Annotated in this window: 25 protein-coding genes and 1 pseudogene; 9 read left to right on the plus strand and 17 right to left on the minus strand. The window is 61.2% G+C overall.

Annotation, left to right across the window (positions count from 1 at the left end):
• Positions 1-60 precede the first annotated feature (60 nt).
• The 6 genes from hutI (at position 61) to mdoH (ending at position 8,400) form a co-directional block, all read left to right on the plus strand.
• Positions 61-1,266 (plus strand): imidazolonepropionase, encoded by a 1,206-nt coding sequence (gene hutI / locus ACYP2Q_RS12845; RefSeq protein ID WP_459730792.1) that lies wholly within the window; start codon positions 61-63, stop codon positions 1,264-1,266.
• A 10-nt stretch (positions 1,267-1,276) separates the two neighbouring features.
• Positions 1,277-2,080 (plus strand): N-formylglutamate deformylase, encoded by an 804-nt coding sequence (gene hutG, locus ACYP2Q_RS12850; RefSeq protein ID WP_459730793.1) that lies wholly within the window; start codon positions 1,277-1,279, stop codon positions 2,078-2,080.
• A 214-nt stretch (positions 2,081-2,294) separates the two neighbouring features.
• Complete coding sequence (gene pip, locus ACYP2Q_RS12855) at positions 2,295-3,266, plus strand: prolyl aminopeptidase (protein WP_459730794.1); 972 nt, start codon at positions 2,295-2,297, stop codon at positions 3,264-3,266.
• Positions 3,263-3,700 carry a D-aminoacyl-tRNA deacylase gene (gene dtd, locus ACYP2Q_RS12860; protein WP_459730795.1) on the plus strand — a complete coding sequence of 146 codons (438 nt, stop codon included), beginning with the start codon at positions 3,263-3,265 and terminating at the stop codon, positions 3,698-3,700. Before pip ends, dtd begins: the two co-directional genes overlap by 4 nt.
• 319 nt (positions 3,701-4,019) lie before the next feature.
• Entirely contained in the window at positions 4,020-5,837 is a 1,818-nt protein-coding gene (locus tag ACYP2Q_RS12865; protein WP_459730796.1) for a glucan biosynthesis protein G, read from the plus strand.
• The gene (gene mdoH, locus ACYP2Q_RS12870) at positions 5,830-8,400 is read left to right on the plus strand and encodes a glucans biosynthesis glucosyltransferase MdoH (RefSeq protein WP_459730797.1); all 2,571 of its coding nucleotides are present in this window, start codon (positions 5,830-5,832) and stop codon (positions 8,398-8,400) included. The genes ACYP2Q_RS12865 and mdoH overlap by 8 nt, the downstream gene beginning before the upstream one ends.
• Positions 8,401-8,530: 130 nt before the next feature.
• Here mdoH and ACYP2Q_RS12875 read toward each other — a convergent pair whose 3' ends face one another.
• The 11 genes and pseudogenes from ACYP2Q_RS12875 to ubiE form a co-directional block, all read right to left on the minus strand.
• Positions 8,531-9,394 (minus strand): methyl-accepting chemotaxis protein, encoded by an 864-nt coding sequence (locus tag ACYP2Q_RS12875; RefSeq protein WP_459731040.1) that lies wholly within the window; start codon positions 9,392-9,394, stop codon positions 8,531-8,533.
• Positions 9,389-10,447, minus strand: a pseudogene (locus ACYP2Q_RS12880) (methyl-accepting chemotaxis protein); the annotation flags it as partial. The pseudogene ACYP2Q_RS12880 and the gene ACYP2Q_RS12875, both read right to left, overlap by 6 nt.
• Positions 10,448-10,626: 179 nt before the next feature.
• On the minus strand, positions 10,627-11,334 hold the full coding sequence (locus ACYP2Q_RS12885) for a 16S rRNA (uracil(1498)-N(3))-methyltransferase (protein WP_459730798.1): 708 nt from the start codon (positions 11,332-11,334) through the stop codon (positions 10,627-10,629).
• On the minus strand, positions 11,331-12,125 hold the full coding sequence (tatC, locus tag ACYP2Q_RS12890; RefSeq protein ID WP_459730799.1) for a twin-arginine translocase subunit TatC: 795 nt from the start codon (positions 12,123-12,125) through the stop codon (positions 11,331-11,333). The genes ACYP2Q_RS12885 and tatC overlap by 4 nt, the downstream gene beginning before the upstream one ends.
• Positions 12,122-12,562 carry a Sec-independent protein translocase protein TatB gene (gene tatB, locus ACYP2Q_RS12895; RefSeq protein WP_459730800.1) on the minus strand — a complete coding sequence of 147 codons (441 nt, stop codon included), beginning with the start codon at positions 12,560-12,562 and terminating at the stop codon, positions 12,122-12,124. The genes tatC and tatB overlap by 4 nt, the downstream gene beginning before the upstream one ends.
• 10 nt (positions 12,563-12,572) lie before the next feature.
• Positions 12,573-12,845, minus strand: coding sequence for a twin-arginine translocase TatA/TatE family subunit (locus ACYP2Q_RS12900; RefSeq protein WP_459730801.1), 273 nt, complete (start codon positions 12,843-12,845; stop codon positions 12,573-12,575).
• Positions 12,846-12,870: 25 nt separating this feature from the next.
• Entirely contained in the window at positions 12,871-13,203 is a 333-nt protein-coding gene (locus tag ACYP2Q_RS12905) for a phosphoribosyl-ATP diphosphatase (protein ID WP_007899279.1), read from the minus strand.
• Positions 13,196-13,597 carry a phosphoribosyl-AMP cyclohydrolase gene (hisI, locus tag ACYP2Q_RS12910; RefSeq protein ID WP_007989281.1) on the minus strand — a complete coding sequence of 134 codons (402 nt, stop codon included), beginning with the start codon at positions 13,595-13,597 and terminating at the stop codon, positions 13,196-13,198. The genes ACYP2Q_RS12905 and hisI overlap by 8 nt, the downstream gene beginning before the upstream one ends.
• Before the next feature lie 80 nt (positions 13,598-13,677).
• Positions 13,678-15,282, minus strand: coding sequence for a ubiquinone biosynthesis regulatory protein kinase UbiB (gene ubiB / locus ACYP2Q_RS12915; protein WP_459730802.1), 1,605 nt, complete (start codon positions 15,280-15,282; stop codon positions 13,678-13,680).
• Positions 15,279-15,902, minus strand: coding sequence for a ubiquinone biosynthesis accessory factor UbiJ (locus tag ACYP2Q_RS12920; RefSeq protein ID WP_459730803.1), 624 nt, complete (start codon positions 15,900-15,902; stop codon positions 15,279-15,281). Before ACYP2Q_RS12920 ends, ubiB begins: the two co-directional genes overlap by 4 nt.
• On the minus strand, positions 15,902-16,672 hold the full coding sequence (gene ubiE, locus ACYP2Q_RS12925; RefSeq protein ID WP_033045331.1) for a bifunctional demethylmenaquinone methyltransferase/2-methoxy-6-polyprenyl-1,4-benzoquinol methylase UbiE: 771 nt from the start codon (positions 16,670-16,672) through the stop codon (positions 15,902-15,904). The genes ACYP2Q_RS12920 and ubiE overlap by 1 nt, the downstream gene beginning before the upstream one ends.
• A 155-nt stretch (positions 16,673-16,827) precedes the next feature.
• Between ubiE and ACYP2Q_RS12930 the strand changes: the two genes are divergently transcribed.
• From ACYP2Q_RS12930 to ACYP2Q_RS12940, 3 genes are all read left to right on the plus strand, one after another.
• Entirely contained in the window at positions 16,828-17,103 is a 276-nt protein-coding gene (locus ACYP2Q_RS12930) for a polyhydroxyalkanoic acid system family protein (RefSeq protein WP_459730804.1), read from the plus strand.
• Between the two features lie 229 nt (positions 17,104-17,332).
• On the plus strand, positions 17,333-17,755 hold the full coding sequence (locus ACYP2Q_RS12935; protein ID WP_459730805.1) for a phasin family protein: 423 nt from the start codon (positions 17,333-17,335) through the stop codon (positions 17,753-17,755).
• Positions 17,756-17,765: 10 nt separating this feature from the next.
• Positions 17,766-18,590, plus strand: coding sequence for a phasin family protein (locus tag ACYP2Q_RS12940; protein ID WP_459730806.1), 825 nt, complete (start codon positions 17,766-17,768; stop codon positions 18,588-18,590).
• Positions 18,591-18,676: 86 nt separating this feature from the next.
• Here the strand turns inward: ACYP2Q_RS12940 and ACYP2Q_RS12945 are convergent, their stop codons facing one another.
• From ACYP2Q_RS12945 to hslU, 6 genes are all read right to left on the minus strand, one after another.
• Positions 18,677-19,294, minus strand: a complete 618-nt coding sequence (locus ACYP2Q_RS12945; protein WP_459730807.1) for a TetR/AcrR family transcriptional regulator — start codon at positions 19,292-19,294, stop codon at positions 18,677-18,679.
• A 57-nt stretch (positions 19,295-19,351) separates the two neighbouring features.
• The gene (gene phaC / locus ACYP2Q_RS12950; protein ID WP_459730808.1) at positions 19,352-21,034 is read right to left on the minus strand and encodes a class II poly(R)-hydroxyalkanoic acid synthase; all 1,683 of its coding nucleotides are present in this window, start codon (positions 21,032-21,034) and stop codon (positions 19,352-19,354) included.
• 129 nt (positions 21,035-21,163) lie between these two features.
• A complete protein-coding gene (gene phaZ, locus ACYP2Q_RS12955) occupies positions 21,164-22,018 on the minus strand; it encodes a poly(3-hydroxyalkanoate) depolymerase (RefSeq protein WP_459730809.1) in 855 nt (284 codons plus the stop codon).
• Positions 22,019-22,159: 141 nt separating this feature from the next.
• On the minus strand, positions 22,160-23,839 hold the full coding sequence (gene phaC, locus ACYP2Q_RS12960; RefSeq protein WP_459730810.1) for a class II poly(R)-hydroxyalkanoic acid synthase: 1,680 nt from the start codon (positions 23,837-23,839) through the stop codon (positions 22,160-22,162).
• A 255-nt stretch (positions 23,840-24,094) separates the two neighbouring features.
• Positions 24,095-24,472: a gamma-butyrobetaine hydroxylase family protein gene (locus ACYP2Q_RS12965; RefSeq protein ID WP_459730811.1), complete on the minus strand. Its 378-nt coding sequence runs from the start codon at positions 24,470-24,472 to the stop codon at positions 24,095-24,097.
• 116 nt (positions 24,473-24,588) lie between these two features.
• Complete coding sequence (gene hslU, locus ACYP2Q_RS12970) at positions 24,589-25,926, minus strand: HslU--HslV peptidase ATPase subunit (RefSeq protein ID WP_459730812.1); 1,338 nt, start codon at positions 25,924-25,926, stop codon at positions 24,589-24,591.
• Positions 25,927-25,959 lie beyond the last annotated feature (33 nt).

Raw genomic sequence — 25,959 nt, forward strand, 5'->3', positions numbered from 1 at the left:
ACCCAACCGTGGGAGCCAGCCTGCTGGCGATTCGATTTTGAATACTGTGGAGACTAAGGGATGAAAACCCTCTGGCAACACTGCCACGTCGCAACCATGGCGCAAGGCGTCTACTCGATCATCGAGGACGCGGCCATCGTGACGACCGGTGCGCACATCGAGTGGGTCGGCCCGCGCAGTGAGCTGCCGTCCGGCGAGTACCCGGCGGTCAATGATTTGAACGGGGCCTGGGTCACGCCAGGCCTGATCGACTGCCATACCCACACGGTGTTCGGCGGGAACCGCAGCGGCGAATTCGAGCAGCGCCTGCAAGGCGTCAGCTACGCGCAAATCGCCGCCAGCGGCGGCGGAATCGCCAGTACCGTGCGTGCCACTCGCGCGGCAAGCGAAGATGAGCTGTTCGCCAGCGCTGCCAAGCGTCTGAAAAGCCTGATGCGCGACGGCGTCACCAGCATTGAAATCAAATCCGGCTACGGCCTCGACCTGGTCAACGAACGCAAGATGTTGCGCGTAGCTCGTCGCCTTGGCGCCGAACTGCCGGTCAGCGTACGCAGCACCTGCCTGGCGGCTCATGCGTTGCCGCCGGAATACGCCGATCGCGCCGACGATTACATCGATCACATTTGCAGTGACATGCTTCCGGCCCTGGCCGCCGAAGGGCTGGTGGACGCGGTGGATGCCTTCTGTGAATACCTGGCGTTTTCCCCTGCCCAGGTCGAGCGCGTATTCATCACCGCCCAGGAACTGGGCCTGCCGGTGAAGCTGCACGCCGAGCAACTCTCGTCCCTGCACGGTTCGAGCCTGGCGGCGCGTTACCACGCACTGTCGGCCGATCATCTGGAATTCATGACAGAAGACGACGCCATCGCCATGGCCAAGTCCGGCACAGTAGCCGTGTTGCTGCCCGGCGCCTTCTACTTCCTGCGCGAGACCCAATTGCCGCCGATGGAGGCCCTGCGCAAGCATGGCGTGAAAATCGCCATCGCCAGCGACCTCAACCCCGGCACCTCGCCGGCGCTGTCGTTGCGCCTGATGTTGAACATGGCCTGCACCTGTTTTCGCATGACTCCAGAGGAGGCTCTGGCTGGCGCAACAATCCATGCCGCAACAGCGTTGGGCATGGCCGAGACCCACGGTTCGCTTGAGGCCGGCAAGATTGCGGATTTCGTTGCCTGGCAAATCGATCGCCCGGCCGACCTGTGCTACTGGCTGGGCGGTGACCTGGAAAAACGCGTCGTGCGTCACGGCGTCGAAACGAGCGTTTAGGAGAACAGTTGTGGATAAGGTTCTGAACTTCAAACAAGGCCGCGTGCCGCTGCTGATCAGCATGCCCCACGCCGGTGTGCGCCTGACCCCGGCGGTCGAGGCGGGATTGATTCCCGACGCGAAAAGCCTGCCGGACACCGATTGGCACATCCCAACGCTTTACGATTTCGCCGCCGAGCTGGGTGCCAGCACCCTGGCCGCCGAGTACTCACGATTCGTCATCGACCTGAACCGGCCGTCCGACGACAAGCCTTTGTATGTCGGCGCCACCACCGGTCTGTACCCGGCGACACTGTTCGACGGCATCCCGTTGTTCCGCGAAGGCCTCGAGCCTTCTGCCGATGAGCGTGCAACCTATCTGGAACAGATCTGGACGCCGTACCACAGCACCTTGCAGAACGAGCTGGCGCGACTCAAAGCCGAGTTCGGCTACGCGTTGCTGTTCGATGCGCACTCGATCCGCTCGATCATCCCGCACCTGTTCGACGGCAAGCTGCCGGACTTCAATCTCGGCACCTTCAATGGCGCCAGTTGCGATGCGCAGCTGGCCTCGCAGCTGGAAGCCATCTTCGCCGGGCATCCGGATTACAGCCATGTGTTGAACGGACGCTTCAAAGGCGGCCACATCACCCGGCATTACGGCAATCCGGCAGAAAACATCCATGCCGTGCAACTGGAGTTGGGCCAGTGCACCTACATGGAAGAGTTCGAGCCGTTCCGTTATCGGCCGGATCTGGCGGAGCCGACGCGGGTGGTATTGAAAGAGTTGTTGCAAGGTTTGTTGGCGTGGGCCGAGAAACACTACAAACACTGAATCCCAGCGCGATCCCTGTAGGAGCAAGCTTGCTCGCGATGGACGTTAACGATAATGAGGGCAATCTGGAGGAATGCGGCGCCCTTACGTTCTTCGCGAGCGAGCTCGCTCCTACAGGGGGCATGCTCATTGACGTAATTCGGGTTTATGATGCCCAACGGCAGAATAATAGAAGTCCCCCCAGGGATGACCTCGACCCCTTACGGAGTGCGCAATGCAGACTTTGTACCCGCAGATCAAACCCCACGCCCGGCACGATCTGGCCGTCGACGAGACCCATACGCTGTATGTCGACGAAAGCGGTTCACCGCAAGGTTTGCCGGTGGTGTTCATTCACGGCGGCCCCGGCGCCGGTTGCGATGCCGCGAGTCGCTGTTACTTCGATCCTAATCTGTATCGCATTGTCACCTTCGACCAGCGCGGCTGCGGTCGTTCCACCCCCCACGCAAGCCTGGAAAACAACACCACCTGGGATCTGGTCGCCGACCTTGAGCGGATCCGCCAGCACCTGGGCATCGACAAGTGGGTGTTGTTCGGCGGTTCCTGGGGCTCCACCCTGGCGCTGGCCTACGCGCAAACCCATCCAGAGCGCGTGCACGGGCTGATCCTGCGCGGGATTTTTCTCTGCCGCCCGCAGGAAATCGAATGGTTCTATCAAGCGGGCGCCAGCCGCCTGTTCCCGGATTACTGGCAGGACTACATTGCGCCGATCCCGGCGGACGAGCGCCATGACTTGCTCAACGCCTTCCACAAACGCCTGACCGGCAACGACCAGATCGCCCAGATGCACGCGGCGAAAGCCTGGTCCACCTGGGAAGGTCGCACCGCCACCCTGCGTCCGAACCCGATGGTAGTCGATCGTTTTTCCGAGCCGCAGCGCGCGTTGTCGATCGCCCGTATCGAATGCCACTATTTCACCAACAATGCCTTCCTTGAGCCGAACCAGCTGATTCGCGACATGGGCAAGATCGCCCATTTGCCAGGCGTGATCGTCCACGGTCGCTATGACGTGATCTGCCCGCTGGATAACGCCTGGGAACTGCACCAGGCCTGGCCGAACAGCGAACTGCAAATCATCCGTGACGCGGGTCATGCGGCTGCCGAACCGGGAATTACCGATGCATTGGTGCGTGCTGCCGATCGAATGGCCCGCCGTCTGCTCGACCTCGCTCCCGAAGAAGCATGAAGGGGCTGCTGCAACGCGTGCGCGGCGCGCGAGTCGAGGTAGACGGGCAGGTGGTCGGCGCGATCGACCAGGGGTTGCTGGTGCTGGTAGCCGTCGAGCCGGACGACACGCGGGCCAGCGCCGACAAACTTCTCAATAAGCTGCTTAACTATCGAGTGTTCAGCGACGCTGAGGGCAAGATGAACCTGTCCCTGGCGGACGTGGGTGGCGGGTTGCTGCTGGTCTCGCAGTTCACCCTGGCCGCCGACACCAAGAGCGGGTTGCGTCCGAGTTTTTCGACCGCCGCCCCTCCGGCCTTGGGCGAGGAGCTTTTCGACTATCTATTAAGCAAAGCGAAACAGGTGCATGGCACTGTGGCATCAGGTAGATTCGGCGCGGATATGCAGGTGCACCTGGTCAATGATGGCCCGGTGACCTTCCTGTTACAGACCTGAAAGCGCTTGAAACATCTTTTTAAGCGCTTTTCGGCTGAAAACAGGCGTTTTCCCCGATAAATACTTTGTTACCCCTGATGCGTTGTAACGCGGCCTACTAGATAATCGCGCGCTACGGGGATCAGCGTTCGTTGGTCCATTTTGACTTAGGTAGAGACTTGTCCGGATCCGATTGGGGAATCATTTTGCCCCAGCGGAGTCGGAACAATGCTCGCCAACTTGGCAAGAGTGGTCTGCAGGACCGGTTTTTTCTCACCGGATGCTACAGGCCCTTTAACTGGCCGTTGGTTTTTTGATCTGTTTTCGGCGAGGGTTGCTCGTGATTGTTAGTCCCTGTAACGCACCAAAATTGACTGCCAAACGGTTTCGTAGCGCATTGGTAGCGGGCTCGGCACTGCTGTGCCTGCTCAGCGCCGGCCAGCTTTGGGCATTCAGTCTGGATGATGTATCGGTCAAGGCAAAAGAGCTGGCCGGGCAAAAGTACGAAGCGCCGCGCAGTAACCTGCCGACCGAATTTCGCGAGATGAAATTCGCCGACTATCAGAAAATTCGCTTCCTGACCGAAAAAGCCGAATGGGCCGACCAGAAGACCCCGTTCAAGCTGTCGTTCTATCACCAGGGCATGCATTTCGATACGCCGGTGAAAATCAACGAAATCACGGCGAACACCGTCGAAGAGATCAAGTACGACCCAAGTCGTTTCGATTTCGGTGACGTCAAGTTCGACCCAAAGGCCACCGAACAACTCGGTTATGCCGGTTTCCGTGTCCTGTACCCGGTCAACAAGGCTGACAAGCAAGACGAAATCATGACCATGCTCGGTGCGAGTTACTTCCGCGTTGTCGGCAAGGGTCACGTCTACGGTTTGTCTGCTCGCGGCATGGCGATCGATACCGCTTTGCCGTCCGGCGAAGAATTCCCGCGTTTTCGCGAGTTCTGGATTCAACAGCCGAAACCGGGCGACAAGCACCTGGTGATCTTCGCGCTGCTGGATTCGCCACGGGCGACCGGTGCCTATCGCCTGACCCTGCGTCCGGGCAGCGACACCATTGTCGACGTCAAGGCGCAGATGTTCCTGCGTGACAAGGTCGGCAAACTGGGCATCGCGCCATTGACCAGCATGTTCCTGTTCGGCGCCAACCAGCCGTCGAAAGTGCTCAACTATCGCCGCGAATTGCACGACTCCAGCGGTCTGGCGATCCATGCCGGCAATGGCGAGTGGATCTGGCGTCCACTGAACAACCCGAAACACCTGGCGGTGAGCAACTTCTCGGTCGAGAACCCGCGTGGCTTTGGCTTGCTGCAACGTGGCCGTGACTTCAGCCACTACGAAGACCTCGACGACCGCTACGACAAGCGCCCAAGCGCATGGATCGAACCGAAGGGCGACTGGGGCAAGGGCTCCGTCGATCTGGTAGAGATTCCGACCGCTGACGAAACCAACGACAATATCGTGGCTTTCTGGAGCCCGGAAACCATGCCGGAGCCAGGCCAGCCGCTGGACTTCGCCTATCGCATGCACTGGACCATGGACGAAGCCGCGCTGCACGCACCGGACAGTGCCTGGGTCAGTCAGACCCTGAAATCCACCGGTGACGTCAAGCAGTCCAACCTGATTCGTCAGCCGGACGGCAGCGTTGCCTATCTGGTGGACTTCGAAGGTCCGTCCCTGGCGGCACTGGCACCGGATACCGATGTGCGCAGTCAGGTCAGCGTCGGCGAAAACGCCGAACTGGTCGAGAACAGCGTGCGCTACAACCCTGAAACCAAGGGCTGGCGCCTGACCCTGCGCATGAAGATCAAGGATCCGGGCAAATCCACCGAGATGCGTGCTGCACTGGTGCAGAACATCGTGCCTGCCGATCTGGCCAAGACTTCGATTCCAGCGTCCACCTCTTCCGTTGCCAAGGCCGACAAGGTCGCCGCCAAGCAGCAGGAAAAAGTCGACAAGGAAGCGAAGGCAGCCGAAGCCAAGCAGGCCGAGACCAAGCCAGTCGCAGATGCCAAGGACACGGCGAATAACCAAGACGCCAAGCAGCCTGTCGCTGCCGACGCGGCCCCAGCCACACCGGAATCGGCACCGACTGAAGAAGTCCTGACCGAGACCTGGAGCTACCAGTTGCCTGCCGATGAGTAATTCTCAAGTACAGCCAGAGACGCTTTCCGAGTATCTGGCGCATCTACCGATGACCGACCAGCAGCGCGCGGAACTCGCGGGCTGCCAGTCCTTCAGCGAATTGCACGAGCGTCTGTCGTCTTCCACATTCGACGCCCCGACCGAGGCCGCGCAGGCCTCGGTGGGCAAGCGCCTGACCTTGAGCACCGCCGAAGAGTTGCAGGACGCCGAAATGCTGGCGCTCGACGTCAGTGGTCGGGTCGTCCTCAAGGCGACCCCGCCGATTCGCCGGACCAAGGTCGTGCCGGAACCGTGGCGTACCAATATCCTGGTGCGTGGCTGGCGTCGCCTGACCGGGCGCACCAACCCGCCAAAGCCACCGAAGGATGAGAACGTCCTGCCGGCGGCGCGCTGGCGCACGGTCGGTTCGATCCGTCGCTACATTCTGCTGGTACTGATGCTCGGCCAGACCATCGTCGCCGGCTGGTTCATGAAAGGCCTCATGCCGTACCAGGGCTGGTCGTTCGTCGACCTCGAAGAAGTCCTGCACCAACCGTTGCTGCAAACCGCCACGCAAGTGCTGCCGTACGCCTTGCAGACCAGCATCCTGATCCTGTTCGGGATTTTGTTCTGCTGGGTCTCGGCGGGTTTCTGGACCGCGCTGATGGGCTTCCTCGAGTTGCTCACCGGTCACGATAAATACCGCATCTCCGGTAAAAGCGCCGGCAACGAGCCTATTCCGAAGGACGCGCGCACCGCACTGGTAATGCCGATCTGTAACGAAGATGTGCCTCGGGTGTTCGCCGGCCTGCGCGCGACCTTCGAGTCGGTCGCGGCCACCGGTGACCTCGATCGCTTCGATTTCTTCGTCCTCAGCGACAGTAACGACGCGGATATCTGCGTCGCCGAGCAACAGGCCTGGCTGGACGTCTGCCGCGAAGCCAAGGGCTTCGGCAAGATCTTCTATCGCCGCCGCCGTCGCCGTGTGAAACGCAAGAGCGGCAACCTCGACGACTTCTGCCGTCGCTGGGGCGGTGACTACAAGTACATGGTCGTGCTCGACGCCGACTCGGTGATGAGCGGCGAGTGCCTGACCAGCCTGGTGCGCCTGATGGAAGCCACGCCGGACGCCGGGATCATCCAGACCGCGCCGCGCGCGTCGGGAATGGACACCCTGTATGCACGCATGCAGCAGTTCGCCACCCGCGTCTACGGTCCGCTGTTCACCGCCGGCCTGCACTTCTGGCAGTTGGGCGAATCCCACTACTGGGGCCACAACGCGATCATCCGCATGAAGCCGTTCATCGAGCACTGCGCCCTGGCGCCGTTGCCGGGTAAAGGTGCGTTCGCCGGTGCGATCCTGTCCCACGACTTCGTCGAAGCCGCGCTGATGCGCCGTGCCGGTTGGGGCGTTTGGATTGCCTACGACTTGCCGGGCAGCTATGAAGAACTGCCACCGAACCTGCTGGACGAACTCAAGCGCGACCGTCGCTGGTGCCACGGCAACCTGATGAACTTCCGCCTGTTCCTGGTCAAGGGCATGCACCCGGTGCACCGTGCGGTGTTCCTGACTGGCGTGATGTCCTACCTGTCAGCACCGTTGTGGTTCTTCTTCCTGGTGCTGTCGACCGCGCTGCTGGCAGTCAATACGCTGATGGAGCCGCAGTACTTCCTCGAACCGCGCCAGCTTTACCCATTGTGGCCACAATGGCACCCGGACAAGGCGATCGCGCTGTTCTCGACCACGGTCGTGCTGCTGTTCCTGCCGAAACTGTTGAGCATCATCCTGATATGGGCCAAGGGCGCAAAAGAGTTCGGCGGCAAGTTCAAGGTGACGCTGTCCATGCTGCTGGAAATGCTGTTCTCCATGCTGCTGGCGCCGGTGCGGATGATTTTCCATACCCGTTTCGTGCTCGCCGCGTTCCTCGGCTGGGCCGCGACCTGGAATTCGCCGCAACGTGACGACGACTCCACGCCATGGAGCGAAGCGGTCAAGCGCCACGGTCCGCAGACCTTGCTGGGGTTCTTCTGGGCACTGCTGGTGATCTGGCTGAACCCGAGCTTCCTGTGGTGGCTGGTACCGATTGTCGGTTCGCTGATGCTGTCGATCCCGGTGTCGGTGATTTCCAGCCGCGTCGGCCTGGGCCTCAAGTCCCGTGACGAGAGCCTGTTCCTGATTCCTGAAGAATACAATCCGCCACAGGCGTTGTTGGCAACCGACCAGTACACCCATGAAAACCGCTGGCATGCGCTGAACGACGGCTTTGTCCGTGCGGTGGTCGATCCACAGCAGAACGCCCTGGCCTGCTCGCTGGCTACCTCGCGCCACCGTGAGGCCGAGCCGATCGAATGGCTACGGGTCGAGCGGGTCCGCCACGCCATGAAAGTCGGGCCTGAAGGACTGTCCAACAATGAGCGTGTGCAGCTGCTGAGCGATCCGGTGGCATTGGCTCGCTTGCATGAGCAGATCTGGAGCGAAGGTCACCCCGAGTGGCTGGGCGCGTGGCGCAAATCGGTCCAGGCCGATCCGCATGCACCGCTGTTGCCGCTGCAGCCGCTGAGCGTTCAGGCCCAGCCGGCCTGATGAAAAGCCCCGCTTGACGGCGGGGTCAGCCTGACCGAAAAGCCCTGCAGGTTCACGCCAGCAGGGCTTTTCTCGTTTTCGGTGGATTGCGTCACCTCGGTCCATAGCGAACCGATGCACATCAATCACCTCAAACCTTGAACTTGCCCACCAGCATCTGCAAATGCGTCCCCAACCGCGCCAGCTCAATGCTGGACGCCGCCGTCTCTTCACTCGCCGCCGACGTCTGATCCGACACATCGCGCACGTTCAGCACGCTGCGGTTGATCTCTTCGGCCACGGCGCTCTGCTGCTCTGCGGCGGCGGCAATCTGCTGGTTCATTGCCTGGATCGCCGACACCGTGCGGGTGATGTTCGCAAGTGAGCCGCCGGCGCGGCGGGTCAGTTCCACGCTGCTGTCGGTCAGGGCGCGACTGTTGTCCATGATGGTCGCCACTTGCTGGGTGCCGTTCTGCAGGCCGACGATCAGCTCTTCGATCTCTTCGGTGGATTTCTGCGTGCGTTGCGCCAGGCTGCGCACTTCATCGGCGACCACGGCAAAACCACGCCCGGCCTCGCCGGCACGGGCCGCTTCGATAGCGGCGTTGAGGGCCAGCAGGTTGGTTTGCTGGGCGACGGACTTGATCACGTCGAGCACGCTGCCGATCTTGTCGCTTTCGCGCTTGAGTTCGCCCATGGCTTCCGTGGAGTGACCCACTTCCACGGCCAGACGCTCGATCTGGGCGATGGCTTCGCCCACCACCTTGTCACCTTCGCGGGCCTGTTGATCGGCGGCGACGGCGGCCTCGGAGGCCTCCTCGGCGTTACGCGCGACTTCCTGCACGGTAGCGGTCATTTCATTCATGGCGGTGGCCACCTGGTCGGTCTCGACCTTCTGGCTGGTGACGCCAGCGCTGGTTTGCTCGGTGACGGCGGACAGTTCCTCGGCGGCGCTGGCAATTTGTGTAACGCCATCGCTGATGCCGCCGATCAGTTCGCGCAAGCCCAGGGTCATGCTCTGGATGGCCCGTTGCAGCTGGCCAAGTTCGTCCTGGCGTTGTGAGAGCAGGTTGTGGGTCAGGTCGCCGGCCGCGATGCGCTCGGCCGCCTTGAGGGTCTGGTTCAGCGGGATCACGATCTGCCGGGTGATGGCCCAGGCGGCTAACAGGCCAAAGGCCAGCGCCAGGACGGTGGCCAGCAACAACATGTTCTTGGCGTGCGCTACGTCGGTATCGCGCACCAGGGTTTGCGAGGCGGTGAGCTTGTTGCTGACCTCAAGCAGGATTTCGCCCTGGGCGGCCATGCGTTTGAAGGCGTCGGCGCTGGCGGTCTGGGAATCACGGTACTGGCTGACCGCGGCGCGGTAAGCCTTGAGCGAGTCGGTCGCTTGCTGCAGGTTACCGATGTGTTGTTCCGGCAGCTGCGACGGCAGGCCTTGCAGATATTTCAGGGCGTTGTCGATGGCGTCCAGCGCCGGCTGCTCGGCCTCGGCCTTGCCGCTGTAGGTGTAGCCACGCACCTGGAAGCGCGCTTGCTGGATCAGCTTGCTCAGGTCGATCACGCTGTTGAACTGCGCGACGCTGTCGCCTTGCAGCATGGATTTTTCGACTTCGGCGACTTTGGCCACGGCATTGTCGGCGGTGGCGCCCAGTTTGCTACGGGCGTCTTCGCGGCTGGCGCTGACCTGGGTCAGGGTGGCGAAGGCTTGCTTGTATTGGCTGACGGCGGCCAGTTGCTGGTCGATCATGGTCACGTCGGCGGGTTGCTCGATCATCTTGCGAGCCGCTTGCAGGCTGGTGTCGAGCTTGCCCAGCAAATTACTGACGGCGCCGGGGCCTTGTTCGCCGCGACGCATTTCGTAATCCAGGCGGGCGATGCGCAGGTCCTTGGTCATCCCGTTGATCTCGGAGATGAACCCCAGCGTATCACCGCGACGGGTGACGTCACTCAGGCCGGTCCAGCCGGTGAAGGTGATCAGCATCGTCAGCAGCAGCACAAGACCGAAGCCGACGCCCAGCTTGCGGTTCACGCTCACGTTACCCAGTTTATCGGCCAGCCATTGGTACATGCTGCAACTCCCTTGGACCACACATTGGTTTCATGGGAGGTGTATCGGCAGGCGGGGAGCATTCTGTAGGAGCAAGCTTGTTCGCGATGGACGTTAACGATGACGAGGGCTTTCTGAATGAGCGCGGCGCCGTCACGTCCTTCGCGAGCAAGCTCGCTCCTACAGGAATCGCGATATGGCTAGAAGAGGCGTGCCAGCAGTGCCGTGACGGCAGTTTCCACGCGCAGGATGCGCTCGCCCAACTGCACAGGTTGCAGGCCGGATTTGCCCAGCAAGTCGATCTCGTAGGGGATCCAGCCGCCCTCCGGGCCGATGGCCAGGGTCACCGGCTCGCTCGGGGCGCGGGGGCAGGGCGGATATTGGCCTGGATGACCAACCAGGCCGAGGGTGCCCTCGGTGATGGCAGGCAGGCGGTCTTCGACGAACGGCTTGAAGCGCTTCTCGATCACCACTTGTGGCAAGACGCTGTCCCTGGCCTGTTCGAGGCCAAGGATCAATTGCTCGCGAATGGCCTCGGGCTCCAGGAACGGCGTCTGCCAGAAGCTCTTCTCGACGCGATAGCTGTTCACCAGCACGACACGTGGCACACCCATGGCCGCGACGGTCTGGAACACCCTGCGCAGCATCTTGGGCCGCGGCAGGGCCAGGACCAGGGTCAACGGCAGCTTGGCGGGCGGAGGCTGGTCGAGGGTGACGCGCAGTTCCGCCTCGGTAGCGTCCAGGCGCAGGACCTCGGCCGAGCCCATCAAGCCACCGATGCGGCCGACTCGCATGCTGTCACCGACTTCGCAGCGATGGACTTCCTGCATGTGGGTCAACCGGCGATCACGCAGGACCACCCGGTCGGCCGCAATGAAGTCGGCGTCTTCAAGAAGCAGCAGGTTCACGGTTGGGTCGCAGGCGGCTGGTCGTTGTGATCGTCGGCAGTCTGGTCGTCCGGGTGCTCACCACGCTTGCTGATCAGGCTGCCAAACAGGATGCCGATCTCGAACAGCAGCCACATCGGTACCGCCAGCAGGGTCTGCGAGAAGATGTCCGGCGGGGTCAGGATCATGCCGACCACGAAGCAGCCGATGATCACGTACGGGCGGATTTTCTTCAGGTACTTGACGTCGACCACGCCGATCCACACCAGCAGCACCACGGCCACCGGAATTTCGAACGCCACGCCGAAGGCGAAGAACAGCGTCATGACGAAATCGAGGTAGCTGGTGATGTCGGTCATCATTTCCACGCCGGCCGGGGTGGCGGCGGCGAAGAATTTGAAGATCAACGGGAATACCAGGAAATAGGCGAACGCCATGCCGGCGTAGAACAGCACGATGCTCGAGCACAGCAAGGGCACGGCGATGCGCTTCTCGTGCTTGTACAGGCCCGGTGCGATGAAACCCCAGATCTGGTGCAGGATCACCGGGATCGCCAGGAACAGCGACACCATCATGGTCAGCTTCAGTGGCGTCAGGAACGGCGACGACACATCGGTGGCGATCATCGTCGCGCCGGCTGGCAGGTATGCGCGCAGCGGTGTCGAGACGAAGGTGTAGATCTGCTGGGTGAAGGCGAACAGCCCGGCAAAGATGATGAAGATCGCTGCTACGCAGCGCAGCAGGCGGGTACGCAACTCGGTGAGGTGCGAAACCAGCGGCATGTGCTGGTCGTTTTCAGGAAGATCGCTCATGGGGCTCGCGGCGGCAGTGTTGGGTCATGAGGGGCCGGCGCAACGGGCGCAGCCGCGGGTGTAACGGGGGCGACCGGCGTCGCTGCGACAGGCGCGGCTTCGATCGGTGCAGCTGCGACAGGCGCAGATTCCACGACAGGCGCATCAACCGCCTGCGTGGCCACAGGCTCGACTGGCGTCGGCTGCTGCTGGGTCGGCGAGAAGATCTTGCGGGCCTCCTGTTCAAGCGACAGGATGTGCTCGTTGTGCAGTTGCCGACGGATTTCGTCGGCACCGATTTCACGTTCAACTTCCTGTTTGATCGCATTGAAGCTGCGCTTGAGGCGCCCGACCCACAGGCCGGCGGTGCGCGCAGCGCCCGGCAGGCGCTCGGGGCCCAGCACCAGCAAGGCGACGAGGCCGACGAGCAGCAGTTCAGAGAAGCTGATACCAAACATTAGTCAGTGCTCACACGTCTTTGCGGATCGGCTCTTCGACTTTCTGCGCCTGCACGTCGATGGTGTGCGGCTGGTTCACCGAAGCCTGAGGCTGAACCGGCGGCACCGGTTGGGCCGGGGTCACGGTTGGCTCGGCCGGTTTCTCGTCGTCGTTCATGGCTTTCTTGAAGCCCTTGATCGACTCGCCGACGTCGGTGCCGAGGTTTTTCAGTTTCTTGGTGCCGAATACCAGTACCACGACGACCAGGATGACGATCCAGTGTTTCCAGTCAAAAATGCCCATGCTGCAGCTCCTCTCTAATAGTTATTCAGGCGGACGGGCGCGAGGCTTTCTCGGCGTGTCCGGACAGACCGAAGCGACGGTCCAGTTCATCGAGTACAGCCTGGGGATGCTGCCCCAATTGGGCGAGCATGACCATGCTGTGGAACCACAAATCGGCGGTTTCGTAGATCACATCGCTGCAGTCGCCACTGATGGCGGCGTCCTTGGCGGCAATGATGGTCTCGACCGACTCTTCGCCGACTTTTTCCAGAATCTTGTTCAAGCCCTTGTGGTACAGGCTGGCGACGTACGAGCTGTCGGCGGCGGCGCCTTTGCGCTCTTCCAGCACCTGGGCCAGACGGGTCAGAGTGTCACTCATGTTTGTGTCCTGCGGAATAGATGGCGTGCGGATCTTTCAGGACCGGGTCGACGGTTGTCCAGTCGCCGTTCTCGTAGACGCGGTAGAAGCAGCTCTGGCGGCCGGTATGACAGGCGATGTCGCCGATCTGTTCGACCATCAGGATGATCACGTCGGCGTCGCAGTCCAGGCGCATCTCGTGCAGGGTCTGCACGTGGCCGGACTCTTCGCCCTTGCGCCAAAGCTTGCCACGCGAGCGCGACCAGTAGATGGCGCGGTTCTCGGCTGCCGTCAGTTCCAGTGCTTCGCGGTTCATCCAGGCCATCATCAGGACGCGCCCGGTCTTGTGGTCCTGGGCAATCGCCGGCACCAGGCCGTCGGCATCCCATTTGATCTCGTCCAGCCAGTTTTTCATCTTCGACTCCGACAGCGAGCCCGACACTTCATTAGTCAGGCTCAACGTTGAAACAGTGTGCCAGTGCGCAGCACAACTGGCTATCGGCGAACGACCAGATACAAGCCGACGGCCATCATGATGCCCGCCGGCCAGTAGGCCAGCTCGTTCAACGGCCCGCCCACAGCGAGGATCGCCCCACCGGCCAGGTGCGCCGTGCCAAGCAGGCGCAGGAACCAGTCGTCCCGGCGTCGATGCCAGGGTGGCGGTGGGTCGTAGGCGTGCGGGTGGGACATGCGTTCGAGCAGGTCGCGGGCCATGTTGGCCAGGTGCGGCAACTGCTCGAACTGGCTCTGCACGTTGCCGAGCAGGGCTTTGGGACTGACGCGTTCGCGCATCCAGCGTTCGAGGAAGGGTTGCGCGGTATTCCACAGGTCGAGGTCCGGGTACAGCTGACGACCCAGGCCTTCGATGTTCAACAGGGTTTTCTGCAACAGGACAAGCTGCGGCTGCACTTCCATGTTGAACCGGCGCGCCGTCTGGAACAGGCGCATCAGCACCTGGCCGAATGAAATATCTTTTAACGGTTTTTCGAAGATCGGTTCGCAGACAGTCCGGATCGCCGCTTCGAATTCGTTGAGTTTGGTTTCCGCCGGCACCCAGCCCGAATCGATGTGCAGCTGTGCCACACGCCGGTAATCACGCTTGAAGAACGCGAACAGGTTGCGCGCCAGGTAATCCTGGTCTTGCGGGGTCAGGCTGCCGACGATGCCGCAGTCGATCGCAATGTACTGCGGGCTCCATGGGCTGACGGTGCTGACGAAGATGTTGCCGGGGTGCATGTCGGCGTGGAAGAAACTGTCGCGGAAGACCTGGGTGAAGAAGATCTCCACGCCACGTTCGGCGAGCATTTTCATGTCGGTGCGCTGGTCGGCCAGGGTCGCGAGGTCCGTGACCTGGATGCCGTAGATGCGCTCCATCACCAGCACTTTCGGCCGGCACCAGTCCCAATAGACTTGTGGCACGTACAGTAGTGGCGAACCGTCGAAGTTGCGCTTCAACTGGCTGGCGTTGGCCGCTTCGCGCAGCAGGTCGAGTTCGTCGTAGATGGTTTTTTCGTAGTCCTGGACCACGTCCACCGGGTGCAGCAGGCGCGCATCGGCCGAGAGTTTTTCGGCGGCGCGGGCGAGGATGAACAGCCACGCCAGGTCCTGGGCAATCACCGGCTTGAGGCCCGGGCGGATCACCTTGACCACGACTTCCTCGCCGGTTTTCAGCTGCGCGGCGTGCACTTGGGCCACCGACGCCGAGGCCAGCGGTTCGACGTCGAAGCGGCTGAACACTTCACTGATTTTCTTGCCCAGCTGCTCTTCGATCAGCTTGACCGACAGCTGCGAGTCGAACGGCGGCACGCGGTCCTGCAACATCATCAGCTCATCGGCGATGTCTTCCGGCAGCAGGTCGCGGCGGGTGGACAGGATCTGCCCGAACTTGATGAAGATCGGTCCCAGGTCCTGCAACGCCAGGCGCAGGCGCGCGCCACGGCTCAGGTCCAGGGTCTTGCGCGGGAACCAGCGCCACGGCAGGCCATAACGCAAAGCCCGTAGAAACCAGGGCAGTGGCAGGGCGAACAGCAGGTCATCGAGGCGGTAGCGGATCACGACGCGCTGGATGCGCAACAAACGGCGGACGGCAAGCAGCTTCATGCGTTATCGCTTGGGTCGAGGGATCGGGAAAGGCGCTCGAAACGCGCCTCGAGACGTTCCAGATCGACTTTGATCTGGTCCAGTTCACTGAATCGGGCTTCGGCTTCGCGCTGGCCGACCAGGGTGCGAGACTCTTCGGCCAGGTATTCGCCCAGGTTCTGGCCCAGGCTGGCGAACCCCTGCTGATACCAGCGGGCCCGACTGCGCAGATGACCGCCGACCAGTTGAGTGGCGACAGGTCCCAGCCAGCGCGAGAGTTCGTACTCCCAGTCCAGCTCCAGGTCCTGAAGGATCGCCGCCAGTTCCAGCAGCACGCCGCTGTCGCCGTCGAGTTCGACTCCAGGGCTGTGCAGGATCGCGGTCTTGTCCTTGCTCATGGCCAGTTTCAGCAGGCTCGAAGCCGGTGCACGCAGGGTGCAGTCGGCGCCGGTCTCCCACTGGGAGGCGAGCATCAGGCCTTCATCGCTGGGCAGGATGAACACTTGCAACGCCGGACTGCGGCAGTCGACGGCAATCACCCTGCCGCTCAAGTGCGCCAGTCGCGGCAGCGCCGTGCTGTCGAGGCGCAGCACCCGGTTCAGGCCGAGTTCAACGCTGGCGAGCAGGCCGGCGAGCAGCATCAGGGCTTGATGCCGCGGTGCAGGGCGACGATGCCTGCGGTCATGTTGTGATAGGTCACGCGGTCGAAACCGGCCTCGACCATCATCGACTTCAGGGTTTCCTGGTTCGGGTGCATGCGGATCGATTCGGCCAGGTAGCGGTAGCTTTCCGAGTCGTTGGTGATCAGCTTGCCCATCAGCGGCATGAAGGCGAACGAGTAGGCGTCGTAGGCCTTGGACATCAGCGCGTTGGTCGGCTTGGAGAACTCCAGCACCAGCAGGCGGCCGCCTGGCTTGAGCACGCGCAGCATGGAGCGCAGGGCGTCTTCCTTGTGCGTCACGTTGCGCAGGCCGAAGGCGATGGTCACGCAGTCGAAATGGTTGTCCGGGAACGGCAGTTTTTCCGCATCGGCCTGGACGAACTCGACGTTGCCGGCCACACCCAGGTCCAGCAGGCGATCACGACCGACCTTGAGCATGGATTCGTTGATGTCGGCCAGCACCACCTGGCCGGTCGGGCCCACGAGGTGCGAGAATTTGCGGGTCAGGTCGCCCGTGCCGCCGGCGATGTCCAGCACCCGGTTGCCCGTACGCACACCCGACAGCTCGATCGCGAAACGCTTCCACAGACGGTGCATGCCGCCCGACAGGAGGTCGTTCATCAGGTCGTACTTGGCGGCCACCGAGTGGAAAACCTCAGCGACTTTTTCCGCTTTCTGGCTTTCCGGAACGTTTTTGAAGCCGAAGTGAGTGGTGGGTTCGGCGTCGTTGCCTTTGCGCTGATCAGTCATATCGCTGTCACCAAAAGAGAATGCGCGACATTCTAATCCCCAAGGCATGCTTTGTCTTGGCAAGGCTGAAGGTAAGATGGTTCACCCTCGGGACGTTTTGCCGCAGCAGCGGTCAAGATTCAACGAACAGGCATTCATAAAGCAGGAGTCATTCGATGGCCCATATTAGTGTTGAACGGGCCCACGGCCTGGGTAAGGAAGCGGCGCGCGAGAAGGCCGACAAGCTGGCGCAGAAACTTCAGGATCAGTATGGCCTGGAGCCGCAATGGTCCGGCGACACCCTGAACCTCAAGCGTTCAGGTGTGAAAGGTGCGGTGCATGTCACCGAGGATTCGATCAAGGTCGATGTGGAGTTGGGCCTGATGATGTCGGCCATGAGCGGCATGATCAAAGCCGAGATCGAGAAGGCGCTGGACAAAGCCCTGGCATAAGGCACGCGATCTTGTAGGAGCAAGCTTGCTCGCGATGGCATCTACGCGGTGTATCTGGAAAACCGAGGTGCCTGCATCGCGAGCAAGCTTGCTCCTGCAGTGAGTGGTGAGATCACCACCTGTTCATGTCAGTTGTTAGGGTGCCGTTTCTAATTTTTCTCCCTACTTTGTGCCTGAGCCCGACACTTTCGCGGGCAGTTCCTCAAACCTTCTGCGCGTGAGGTGCACCATGGCCAAAGTTATTTTGAAGAAAAAAATCGACGCATCGACGACCGCTCTGCATGACGTCAAATCCTATGCACGCCGGATCTGGCTGGCAGGCCTGGGTGCCTACACCAAGGTCGGCCAAGAGGGTAGCGAGTACTTTCAAGAGCTGATCAAGGCTGGACAAGCAGTTGAAACCAAAGGCAAAAAAGTAGTTGCCGAGAAGCTTGAAGCGGCCAATGCCGAGATCGACGAAGCCAAGACTGAAGTCAGCACTTTCAAAGGCAAGGTCGAAGTTCAGCTCGACAAAGTCGAGAGAGCGTTCGACTCGCGTGTCGCAAGTACCTTGAATCGTATCGGCATTCCGTCTAAACATGACGTTGAGACACTCTCTGCCAAGCTCGATGAGCTGACGGCACTGCTCGAACGCGTCGCGCGTAAATCTTAAGGAGAACGGGATGGCTGGTAAAAAGAACACCGAAAAAGAAGGCAGCTCGTGGATCGGGAAAGTCGAAGACTACTCCCGCAAGATCTGGCTTGCTGGTTTGGGTGTGTACTCGAAGATCGACACTGACGGCAGCAAGCTCTTCGACTCACTGGTTAAAGACGGCGAGAAAGCCGAGAAGCTCACCAAGAGCGCTGTTGGCAAGACTGTCGACGCCGCCAAGGACTCCGCTACTTCGGCCAAGTCGCGCATCAGCGGCGTGAAAGACCGTGCATTGGGCAAGTGGGATGAGCTTGAAGGGGCTTTCGACAAGCGCCTGAACAGCGCCATTTCGCGCTTGGGCGTACCGAGCCGCAATGAAGTCAAGGCGCTGCACAGCAAGGTCGATACCCTGACCAAGCAAATCGAAAAACTCACCGGTGCCAAGGTTGCGCCTGTTGCGGCGAAAACCGCGGCAGCCAAGCCGGCCGCCAAAACCGCGGCCAAGCCATTGGCCAAAGCGGCAGCCAAGCCTGCTGCAAAAACTGCAGCCGCCAAGCCAGCCGCCGCCAAACCAGCGGCCAAGCCGGCAGCTGCTAAAACCGCCGCCAAGCCTGCAGCGAAAACCGCTGCTGCCAAACCGGCCGCCAAGCCAGCGGCAAAACCTGCTGCGGCGAAGAAACCAGCAGTGAAAAAACCGGCCGCTCCTAAAGCAGCCGCACCCAAACCAGCAGTGGCTGCCGCCAAACCGGCAACCCCGGTAACGCCGGCAAGCACCTCGAACTCCGCTACCGCGCCGACCCCTGCTGTGACCCCGACTGCCGCGCCAGCTCCATCGACGCCAACCAGTCAGTCCTGATTCCAGGGCTCAAAAAAACGCCCGGCCTGCCAAGGTCGGGCGTTTTTTTGTGAGCTGAAAAGATCGCAGCCTGCGATCTTTTAATCTTAATGCTCTTCCAGATACTGCATCGCCATCTGCTCGGTCGCCGCCTTGATCGGCGGCAACAAGTGCGGTGCCACCAGCATCATGATCTGGTAGACCACCAATCGCACTTCGCCCTCGCGGCCGAGAATCCGCTGATAGTCCAGCGAGAACAGCAGCGTCAGGGTGATCTGCTCCACCAGTTGCCCCAGCGCCTGGGTATCGCTGACCAGCTGCCCCAAGGCTTTCAATCGGGCCAGCAATGATGCCAGGGTGCGCTTGAGTGCATTGAGCAGGTTGCGAATGCCCTTGGCCAGTTTTGGCAGGCGCCCGGCCAGGTTCGACAGGTCCTGGAACAGGAAGCGATAGTGGGACAGGCGCTCGACGATCAGGTGCAGGAACAGCCAGTAATCCTCGGGGGCCAGTTCGACGTCGGCCGGTGGGTCGAGCAACGGCGCCAGTTCGGCCTGGAAACGTTCGAACAGACCAAGAATCAGCGGTTCCTTGCCGTGGAAGTGGTAGTAGAGGTTGCCCGGGCTGATGCCCATTTCGTTGGCGACTTCCATGGTGGAAACATTCGGTTCGCCCTTCTCATTGAACAATTGCAGGGCACATTCGAGGATCCGGTCGCGGGTTTTCATCCAGTCTTCTTATGATCGGGTCATGCCACGGCCGGCAGGGGCCGTGGTCGTTGAACATCAGCGCACGCGCACGTAGGTCCCGGGCGCTGCCTCCATCGGTGGATAATTCTGATTGCCGAGGGCCATGTGGGGTTCTTTCTGCGCGCCCGAGCGCTCCTGAATCCAGCTCAGCCATTGCGTCCACCAGCTACCGTCGACGGGCTTGGCGTCGTAGTACCAGGCCCTGGGGTCGCTGCTCAGTTTGGCGCCTTCGACGTAGTTGGCTTTCGGATTGTTCGGCGGATTGAGAATGCTCTGTATGTGGCCGCTGTTGGACAGGACGAAGCGGCGCTCGCCACCGAGCAGCAGGGTCGAGCGATACACCGCGTCCCACGGCGTGATGTGGTCGTTGATGCCGGCCACGCTGAAACTGTCGACGTTGACCTTCTGTAAATCGATCGGGGTGCCGCACACTTCCAGGCCGCCGGGATGGCTCAGCGGGTTGTGCTTGAAAAAGTCCAGCAAGTCGCCATGCAGGGCGGCCGGCAGGCGGGTGTTGTCGTTGTTCCAGTAGAGAATGTCGAACGCCGGCGGCTCCTTGCCCATCAGGTAGTTGTTGACGAAGTAGCTCCAGATCAAATCGTTCGGGCGCATCCAGGCGAAGACCTTGGCCATGTCGCGGCCATCCAGTACGCCTTTCTGGTAGGAACGTCGCTTGGCGGCCTCCAGGGTCTGTTCGTCAGCGAAGAGCGTGGCCGGACTGTCGAGTTGACTGTCGAGCAGGCTCACCAGGTAGGTCGCGCTGGAAACGCGGCGTAGCTGGCGCTTGGCTTGCAGGTGACCTTGCAAGGCGGCAATGGTCAGCCCGCCGGCGCAGGCGCCCATCAGGTTGACCTCGCGCGCGCCGGTGATTGCCCGGCAGACGTTCATGGCTTCTTCCACCGCTTCAACGTACGTCGACAGGCCCCATTCGCGGTGGCGTACATCCGGATTGCGCCAGCTGATCACGAAGGTCTGCAGGCCGTTCTTGAGCGCGTACTGGACGAAGCTGTTGTGCGGGCTGAGGTCGAAAATGTAGTACTTGTTGATCTGTGGCGGCACCACCAGCAGCGGTTTGGAATACTGCTTTTCGCTCATCGGCTTGTACTGGATCAGCTCCAGCAGTTCGTTGCGAAACACCACGGCGCCGGTGGTGGTGGCGACAGTCTTGCCGACCTCGAATGCGTGCTTGGTGACCTGTCGGGGCAGCCCGTCGTTGTGCAGGAGGTCATCGACCAGGTGGCCGATCCCGCGCACCAGGCTGTTGCCGCCGGAGTTGAAGATTTCCTTGATCGCCAGGGGATTGAGCAGGCTGTTGGACGGCGACACGGCATCGTTGAGCAGGGCGAACGCGAAGTGCGCGCGGGCGCGGTCGTCCGGGTTCATGTTGCTGTCGTCGATCCAGCTTATGACCTGCTTCTGCCAGCTCAGGTAGGCCTGCAGGCTGCGTCGATAAAAGGGGTTGAGGCTCCATGCGGGATCGTCGAAACGACGGTCCTGCGGGTTGGTCGGGTGCAGGGTGTCGCCCAGCAACACGCGGCCCAGTTGACCACCCAGTTTCAAGGCGTGTCGAGCGGTGTGCACGGGGTTGCGCAGGCCATGGGCGGCAACACTGCGCAAAGTCGAAACCAGATCCCGGCCGCGCAGGCCGGTAATCGCACTTTGTGCGTTGATGAACGCGGCGGGAGTGGGTAGTGACTCCCTCGCAGTTTTATCGCGCATGACTCAACACTCCTTCGTCTTCCAGGCCAAATACAAAACACCGAACCAGAACACCATAGACGCTGTAACGGGTTGTTGCGCGGTGCGATGTCCAGCCGCCTCCTCTTTCCCATACAAAAAATGGGCCGATCAGCCGCCCAGTGGCGCCGGATGCGGGTGCATCACCGCACGCAGGCGCTCCTCCTCGAGGAATTTCATGATGATCGGCGCGACCGCTTCGGCCCGGGTAATCAGGAACAGATGGCCGTCATCGATGATGTGCAGCTGGGCATTGGGAATTCGCCAGGCCAGCAGACGCATGTTGATCAGCGGGATCAGCGGATCGTCGTCGCCGGCCAGGACCAGGGTCGGCTGATTGATCTTGTGCAGCCAGTGGATGCTGGTCCAGCCGAAGCCGGCGAACAGCTGCCAGTAGTAACCAAGCTTGCCTGCCGAACGGACCTTCGCTGCATGGCTCGCGGCCAGGGTCGGATCGCGACGGAACGCGCCGCCGTAGATCATCGGCGCAATGCGGATTACATGGGAGGGCTGGATGTAGCGCCGTGGGCTGGCCATCATCCACAACACTTTCGGCTTGCCCGGCACCATCACCGCGCCCGCTGCCGTCGCTGCCAGGACAAGCTTCTTGCAACGCTCCGGATAGTCAAAGGCGAACTGTTGCGCAAGGGCGCCACCCCAGGACACGCCGATCACATTGACTTGCCCGTAGTCGAGGTAGTCGAGCATGCGTGCCGTGAGTTTCGCCAGGCTTGGAAAGCGATACGGAAGATTCGGCGTCGACGAACCGCCGACACCGGGTACGTCGAAGGCGATGACTTCCAGGTCCGGGTCCAGCGCTGCGACGAACGGAAACACCAGCTCCAGGTTGGCGCCGATGCCGTTGAAAATCAGCAAGGGCGTCAAGTGAGGCTTGCCGGGGCGCACCGCCGTGCGGAGGGTCTGGCCATCCAGGTCGACGGTGCGGAATATGAACGGTTGCGGCATGCTTCTGGCCCTGTGGGTGGATCGTGGTTCCTGACACACATGCTGTAGGAGCCGGCTTGCTGGCGATGCGATCACCGTGGTTCGCCAGTCTCACCGTGGTGATGCAATCGCCAGCAAGCCGGCTCCTACAGGTTTGTGGGTCTAACGCTCGTGTACGTAAGTGCCTGGCGCCGACTCGCCCGCCGGATAAGCCTTGTTACCCAGCTTCACCGGGGACTTTTTCAGCTCGCCCGAGCGCTGGGCCTGCCAGGCCTGCCAATGCAGCCACCAGGAATCGGTGTGCTTGGTGGCATTCTGTTGCCATTCATCGGCATTGCTCGCCGGTTCGGTGCTGGTCATGTAGCGGGATTTCGGGTTACCCGGCGGATTCAGGATGCTCTGGATATGCCCGCTGCTCGACAGCACGAATTCAACGTTGCCGCCGAACAGTTGCGACGACTTGTAGCACGACCGCCACGGGGTGATGTGGTCGTTGGTGCCGGCCAGGGAAAAGATGTCGGCCGTCACTTGCTTGAGGTCGATGGCGGTGCCGCACACTTCCAGTGCATTCGGGCGAATCAGTGGATTATTTTTGAACAGCTCGATCAGGTCGCCGTGGAACGCTGCGGGCAACCGGGTGGTGTCGTTGTTCCAGAACAGGATGTCGAAAACCGGCGGCTCGTTGCCCAGCAGGTAATTGTTTACCCAGTAGTTCCAGATCAGGTCGTTGGGACGCATCCAGGCAAAGACTTTCGCCATGTCGCGGCCTTCCAGAACACCCGCCTGGTACGAGTGGCGCTTGGCGGCTTCGAGTGTCTGCTCATTGACGAACAGGGCGACGTCGCTGTCCAGGGTGGTGTCCAGCACGCTCACCAGCAGGGTCAGGGCGTTGACCTTGTTCTCGCCGATCGCCGCGTAGTGGCCCAGCAGCGCTGTGCAAGTGATGCCGCCGGAGCAGGCCCCGAGCATGTTCACGTCTTTGCTGCCGGTGATCGCGGTGACGACGTCAACCGCTTCCTTGAGGGCTTCGATATAGGTCGACAGGCCCCACTCGCGCTGTTCCTTGGTCGGGTTGCGCCAGCTGACGATGAAGGTCTGAACGTTGTTGCGCAGGCAGAACCGCGCCAGGCTCTTGTCCGGGCTCAGGTCGAACACGTAGAACTTGTTGATCTGCGGCGGCACCACCAGCAATGGACGCTCGTGGACCTGCTCGGTAATCGGCTTGTACTGGATCAGTTCCAGGACATCGTTGCGAAATACCACCGCGCCTTCGGTCACGCCCAGGCTCTTGCCAACCTCGAACGCACCCATGTTGACCTGGCTCGGCATGCCACCGTTGTGCACCAGATCCTTGGCCAGGTGCGAGAGACCGTCAAGCAGACTCTTGCCGCCGGTTTCGAAAAAGCGTTTGACTGCCGCCGGGTTGGCCGCGGTGTTGGTCGGCGCCATGGCTTCGGTCATGAGGTTGATCACGAAGTGCCCGCGCGCCACATCGCTGGGGCTGAGGGTGCTTTCGTCGATCCAGGAGTGGAGTTCCTTGCGCCACGCCAGGTAGGTTTGCAAATAACGTTTGTAGAGTGGGTTCTGGCTCCAGGCCGGATCGGCAAAGCGACGGTCATCGCTGGTCGGTTGCAGCCCGGATTTGCCAAACAGCACGTTCTTGAGTTCAAGACCAAAATGCGCGACATGTTTGACGCTATGCACCGGTTGCCTGATGGCCTGCCTGAGCACCATTCGAGCAGAAGCCAGTAGATCCTTTCCACGCAGCCCAACGACAGGATTGAGCCCCAGGGTGTTCTCCGAGGCTTGATACTTCAACTCATCGTTACTCTTGTTACTCATCTACGACGCTCCATTGCCCTTCAGACGAGTACCGTGTCCTGCTGTGTAGTCACACAGCAACGCCAGGTACTACTGCACGGGTGACTTTAATTCTGCATCGCTGCTTTTTAATTCAGAGAGCACTGCAGGGAACTTGCCAATCCATTGGTTACCCGAGTTTAATTTTTTTCGCAAGCGGGCCAAGCGTCGGCCCTGAAGCCGAGCATTCAAACAGATGAAATTAGAAAATGCTCTCTAAAGAGCAAAAGGCTCAGGCTAGAGCATCAGCTTGACGACGGATTCGTTCGGGTCGCGGGTTTTTCCTGCGGCTTCGAGCTCGGCAAGATAATCCTCCCAGAGTGCGTCATAACGTCGCCCCAGTTCGTAGAGGTATTCCCAGGTGAACAGGCCGCTGTCATGGCCATCGTCGAAGGTCAGTTTCAGAGCGTACTGACCGGCTGGTTCTATCTTGCTCAGTCCTACGTTGATCTTGCCAAATTGCAGGATGGGTTTGCCGTGGCCCTGGACCTCGGCGGAAGGGGAGTGCACGCGCAGGAACTCGGCGGGCAGGGTGTATTCCTCGCCTGATGCGTATTTGAGCGTGAGGGTTTTAGAGGCTTTGTGCAGCTTGATGTCGGTGGGGAGCTGGGTCATGACCGGATGTCCGTCTGTATGCGTGGCCTGACCCTTGTAGGAGCCGGCTTGCCGGCGATGGCGATCTCAGGTGCGCCATCGCCGGCAAGCCGGGCTCCTACAAGGAGTCACATGACCTACAGGATATAACGGGACAGGTCTTCGTTCTGCGCCAATTCACCGAGGTGGCTGTTGACGTAGTCGGCGTCGATCTGGATGACCTTGCCGTCATGCACGCTGGCCAGGTCGCCGGCGCTGAAAGACACTTCTTCCAGCAGGCGTTCAAGCAAGGTGTGCAGGCGACGGGCACCGATGTTTTCGGTTTTCTCGTTGACCTGCCAGGCGATCTCGGCAATGCGCTTGATGCCGCTCGGCAGGAACTCGATGCCCAGGCCTTCGGTTTTCAGCAGTGCGCAGTATTGCTCGGTGAGCGAGGCGTGAGGCTCGCTGAGGATGCGCTCGAAATCTTCCGGGCTCAGGGCCTTGAGTTCGACACGGATCGGCAGGCGGCCTTGCAGCTCGGGCACCAGGTCGCTCGGCTTGCTCAGGTGGAACGCACCCGAAGCAATGAACAGGATGTGGTCGGTCTTGACCATGCCCAGCTTGGTGTTGACGGTGCAGCCTTCGATCAGCGGCAGCAAGTCGCGCTGCACGCCTTCGCGGGACACATCGACGCCGCCGGAATTGCCTCGCTTGGCGACCTTGTCGATTTCGTCGATGAACACGATGCCGTGCTGCTCGACCGCTTCCAGGGCCTTGGCCTTCAACTCTTCATCGTTGACCAGGCGGCTGGCTTCTTCGTCGCGCACCAGCTTCAGTGCTTCCTTGACCTTGAGCTTGCGGGCTTTCTTCTTGCCCTTGCCCATGTTGGCGAACAGGCTTTGCAGCTGGTTGGTCATTTCTTCCATGCCCGGCGGCGCGGAAATATCGACGCCGGCCATCTCGGCCACTTCGATCTCGATCTCCTTGTCATCCAGCTGGCCTTCACGCAGGCGCTTGCGGAACAGCTGGCGGGTGTTGGAGTCGGCAGACGGGGTATCGTCGTTGCTGAAGCCCATGCGTGCCGGCGGCAGCAGGGCGTCGAGAATGCGCTCTTCGGCAGCGTCTTCGGCGCGGTGGCGCACCTTGACGATTTCCTGCTCGCGCAGCAGCTTGATCGCGGCATCGGCGAGGTCTCGAATGATCGACTCGACGTCGCGGCCGACATAGCCGACCTCAGTGAACTTGGTCGCTTCGACCTTGATGAACGGTGCGTTGGCCAGTTTGGCCAGGCGACGGGCGATCTCGGTTTTACCGACACCGGTCGGGCCGATCATCAGGATGTTCTTGGGCGTTACTTCAACGCGCAGCTCTTCCGGCAGCTGCATGCGGCGCCAGCGGTTGCGCAGGGCAATGGCGACGGCGCGCTTGGCATCGTCCTGGCCGATGATGTGGCGGTTGAGTTCGTGGACGATTTCGCGGGGAGTCATGGACATAATATTCAGTGGACCTCAAGCAAGAATGAGCCG

This window comes from Pseudomonas sp. MHK4, assembly GCF_054600775.1.

Coding starts and splice junctions, on each gene's coding strand:
- hutI (WP_459730792.1), top strand. CDS start 61: ATGAAAACCCTCTGGCAACACTGCCACGTCGCAACCATGGCGCAAGGC.
- pip (WP_459730794.1), top strand. CDS start 2,295: ATGCAGACTTTGTACCCGCAGATCAAACCCCACGCCCGGCACGATCTG.
- dtd (WP_459730795.1), top strand. CDS start 3,263: ATGAAGGGGCTGCTGCAACGCGTGCGCGGCGCGCGAGTCGAGGTAGAC.
- mdoH (WP_459730797.1), top strand. CDS start 5,830: ATGAGTAATTCTCAAGTACAGCCAGAGACGCTTTCCGAGTATCTGGCG.
- ACYP2Q_RS12875 (WP_459731040.1), bottom strand. CDS start 9,394: ATGACCCTGGGCTTGCGCGAACTGATCGGCGGCATCAGCGATGGCGTT.
- tatC (WP_459730799.1), bottom strand. CDS start 12,125: ATGAGCGATCTTCCTGAAAACGACCAGCACATGCCGCTGGTTTCGCAC.
- tatB (WP_459730800.1), bottom strand. CDS start 12,562: ATGTTTGGTATCAGCTTCTCTGAACTGCTGCTCGTCGGCCTCGTCGCC.
- ACYP2Q_RS12900 (WP_459730801.1), bottom strand. CDS start 12,845: ATGGGCATTTTTGACTGGAAACACTGGATCGTCATCCTGGTCGTCGTG.
- ACYP2Q_RS12905 (WP_007899279.1), bottom strand. CDS start 13,203: ATGAGTGACACTCTGACCCGTCTGGCCCAGGTGCTGGAAGAGCGCAAA.
- hisI (WP_007989281.1), bottom strand. CDS start 13,597: ATGAAAAACTGGCTGGACGAGATCAAATGGGATGCCGACGGCCTGGTG.
- ubiB (WP_459730802.1), bottom strand. CDS start 15,282: ATGAAGCTGCTTGCCGTCCGCCGTTTGTTGCGCATCCAGCGCGTCGTG.
- ACYP2Q_RS12920 (WP_459730803.1), bottom strand. CDS start 15,902: ATGCTGCTCGCCGGCCTGCTCGCCAGCGTTGAACTCGGCCTGAACCGG.
- ubiE (WP_033045331.1), bottom strand. CDS start 16,672: ATGACTGATCAGCGCAAAGGCAACGACGCCGAACCCACCACTCACTTC.
- ACYP2Q_RS12930 (WP_459730804.1), top strand. CDS start 16,828: ATGGCCCATATTAGTGTTGAACGGGCCCACGGCCTGGGTAAGGAAGCG.
- ACYP2Q_RS12935 (WP_459730805.1), top strand. CDS start 17,333: ATGGCCAAAGTTATTTTGAAGAAAAAAATCGACGCATCGACGACCGCT.
- ACYP2Q_RS12940 (WP_459730806.1), top strand. CDS start 17,766: ATGGCTGGTAAAAAGAACACCGAAAAAGAAGGCAGCTCGTGGATCGGG.
- ACYP2Q_RS12945 (WP_459730807.1), bottom strand. CDS start 19,294: ATGAAAACCCGCGACCGGATCCTCGAATGTGCCCTGCAATTGTTCAAT.
- phaC (WP_459730808.1), bottom strand. CDS start 21,034: ATGCGCGATAAAACTGCGAGGGAGTCACTACCCACTCCCGCCGCGTTC.
- phaZ (WP_459730809.1), bottom strand. CDS start 22,018: ATGCCGCAACCGTTCATATTCCGCACCGTCGACCTGGATGGCCAGACC.
- phaC (WP_459730810.1), bottom strand. CDS start 23,839: ATGAGTAACAAGAGTAACGATGAGTTGAAGTATCAAGCCTCGGAGAAC.
- ACYP2Q_RS12965 (WP_459730811.1), bottom strand. CDS start 24,472: ATGACCCAGCTCCCCACCGACATCAAGCTGCACAAAGCCTCTAAAACC.
- hslU (WP_459730812.1), bottom strand. CDS start 25,926: ATGTCCATGACTCCCCGCGAAATCGTCCACGAACTCAACCGCCACATC.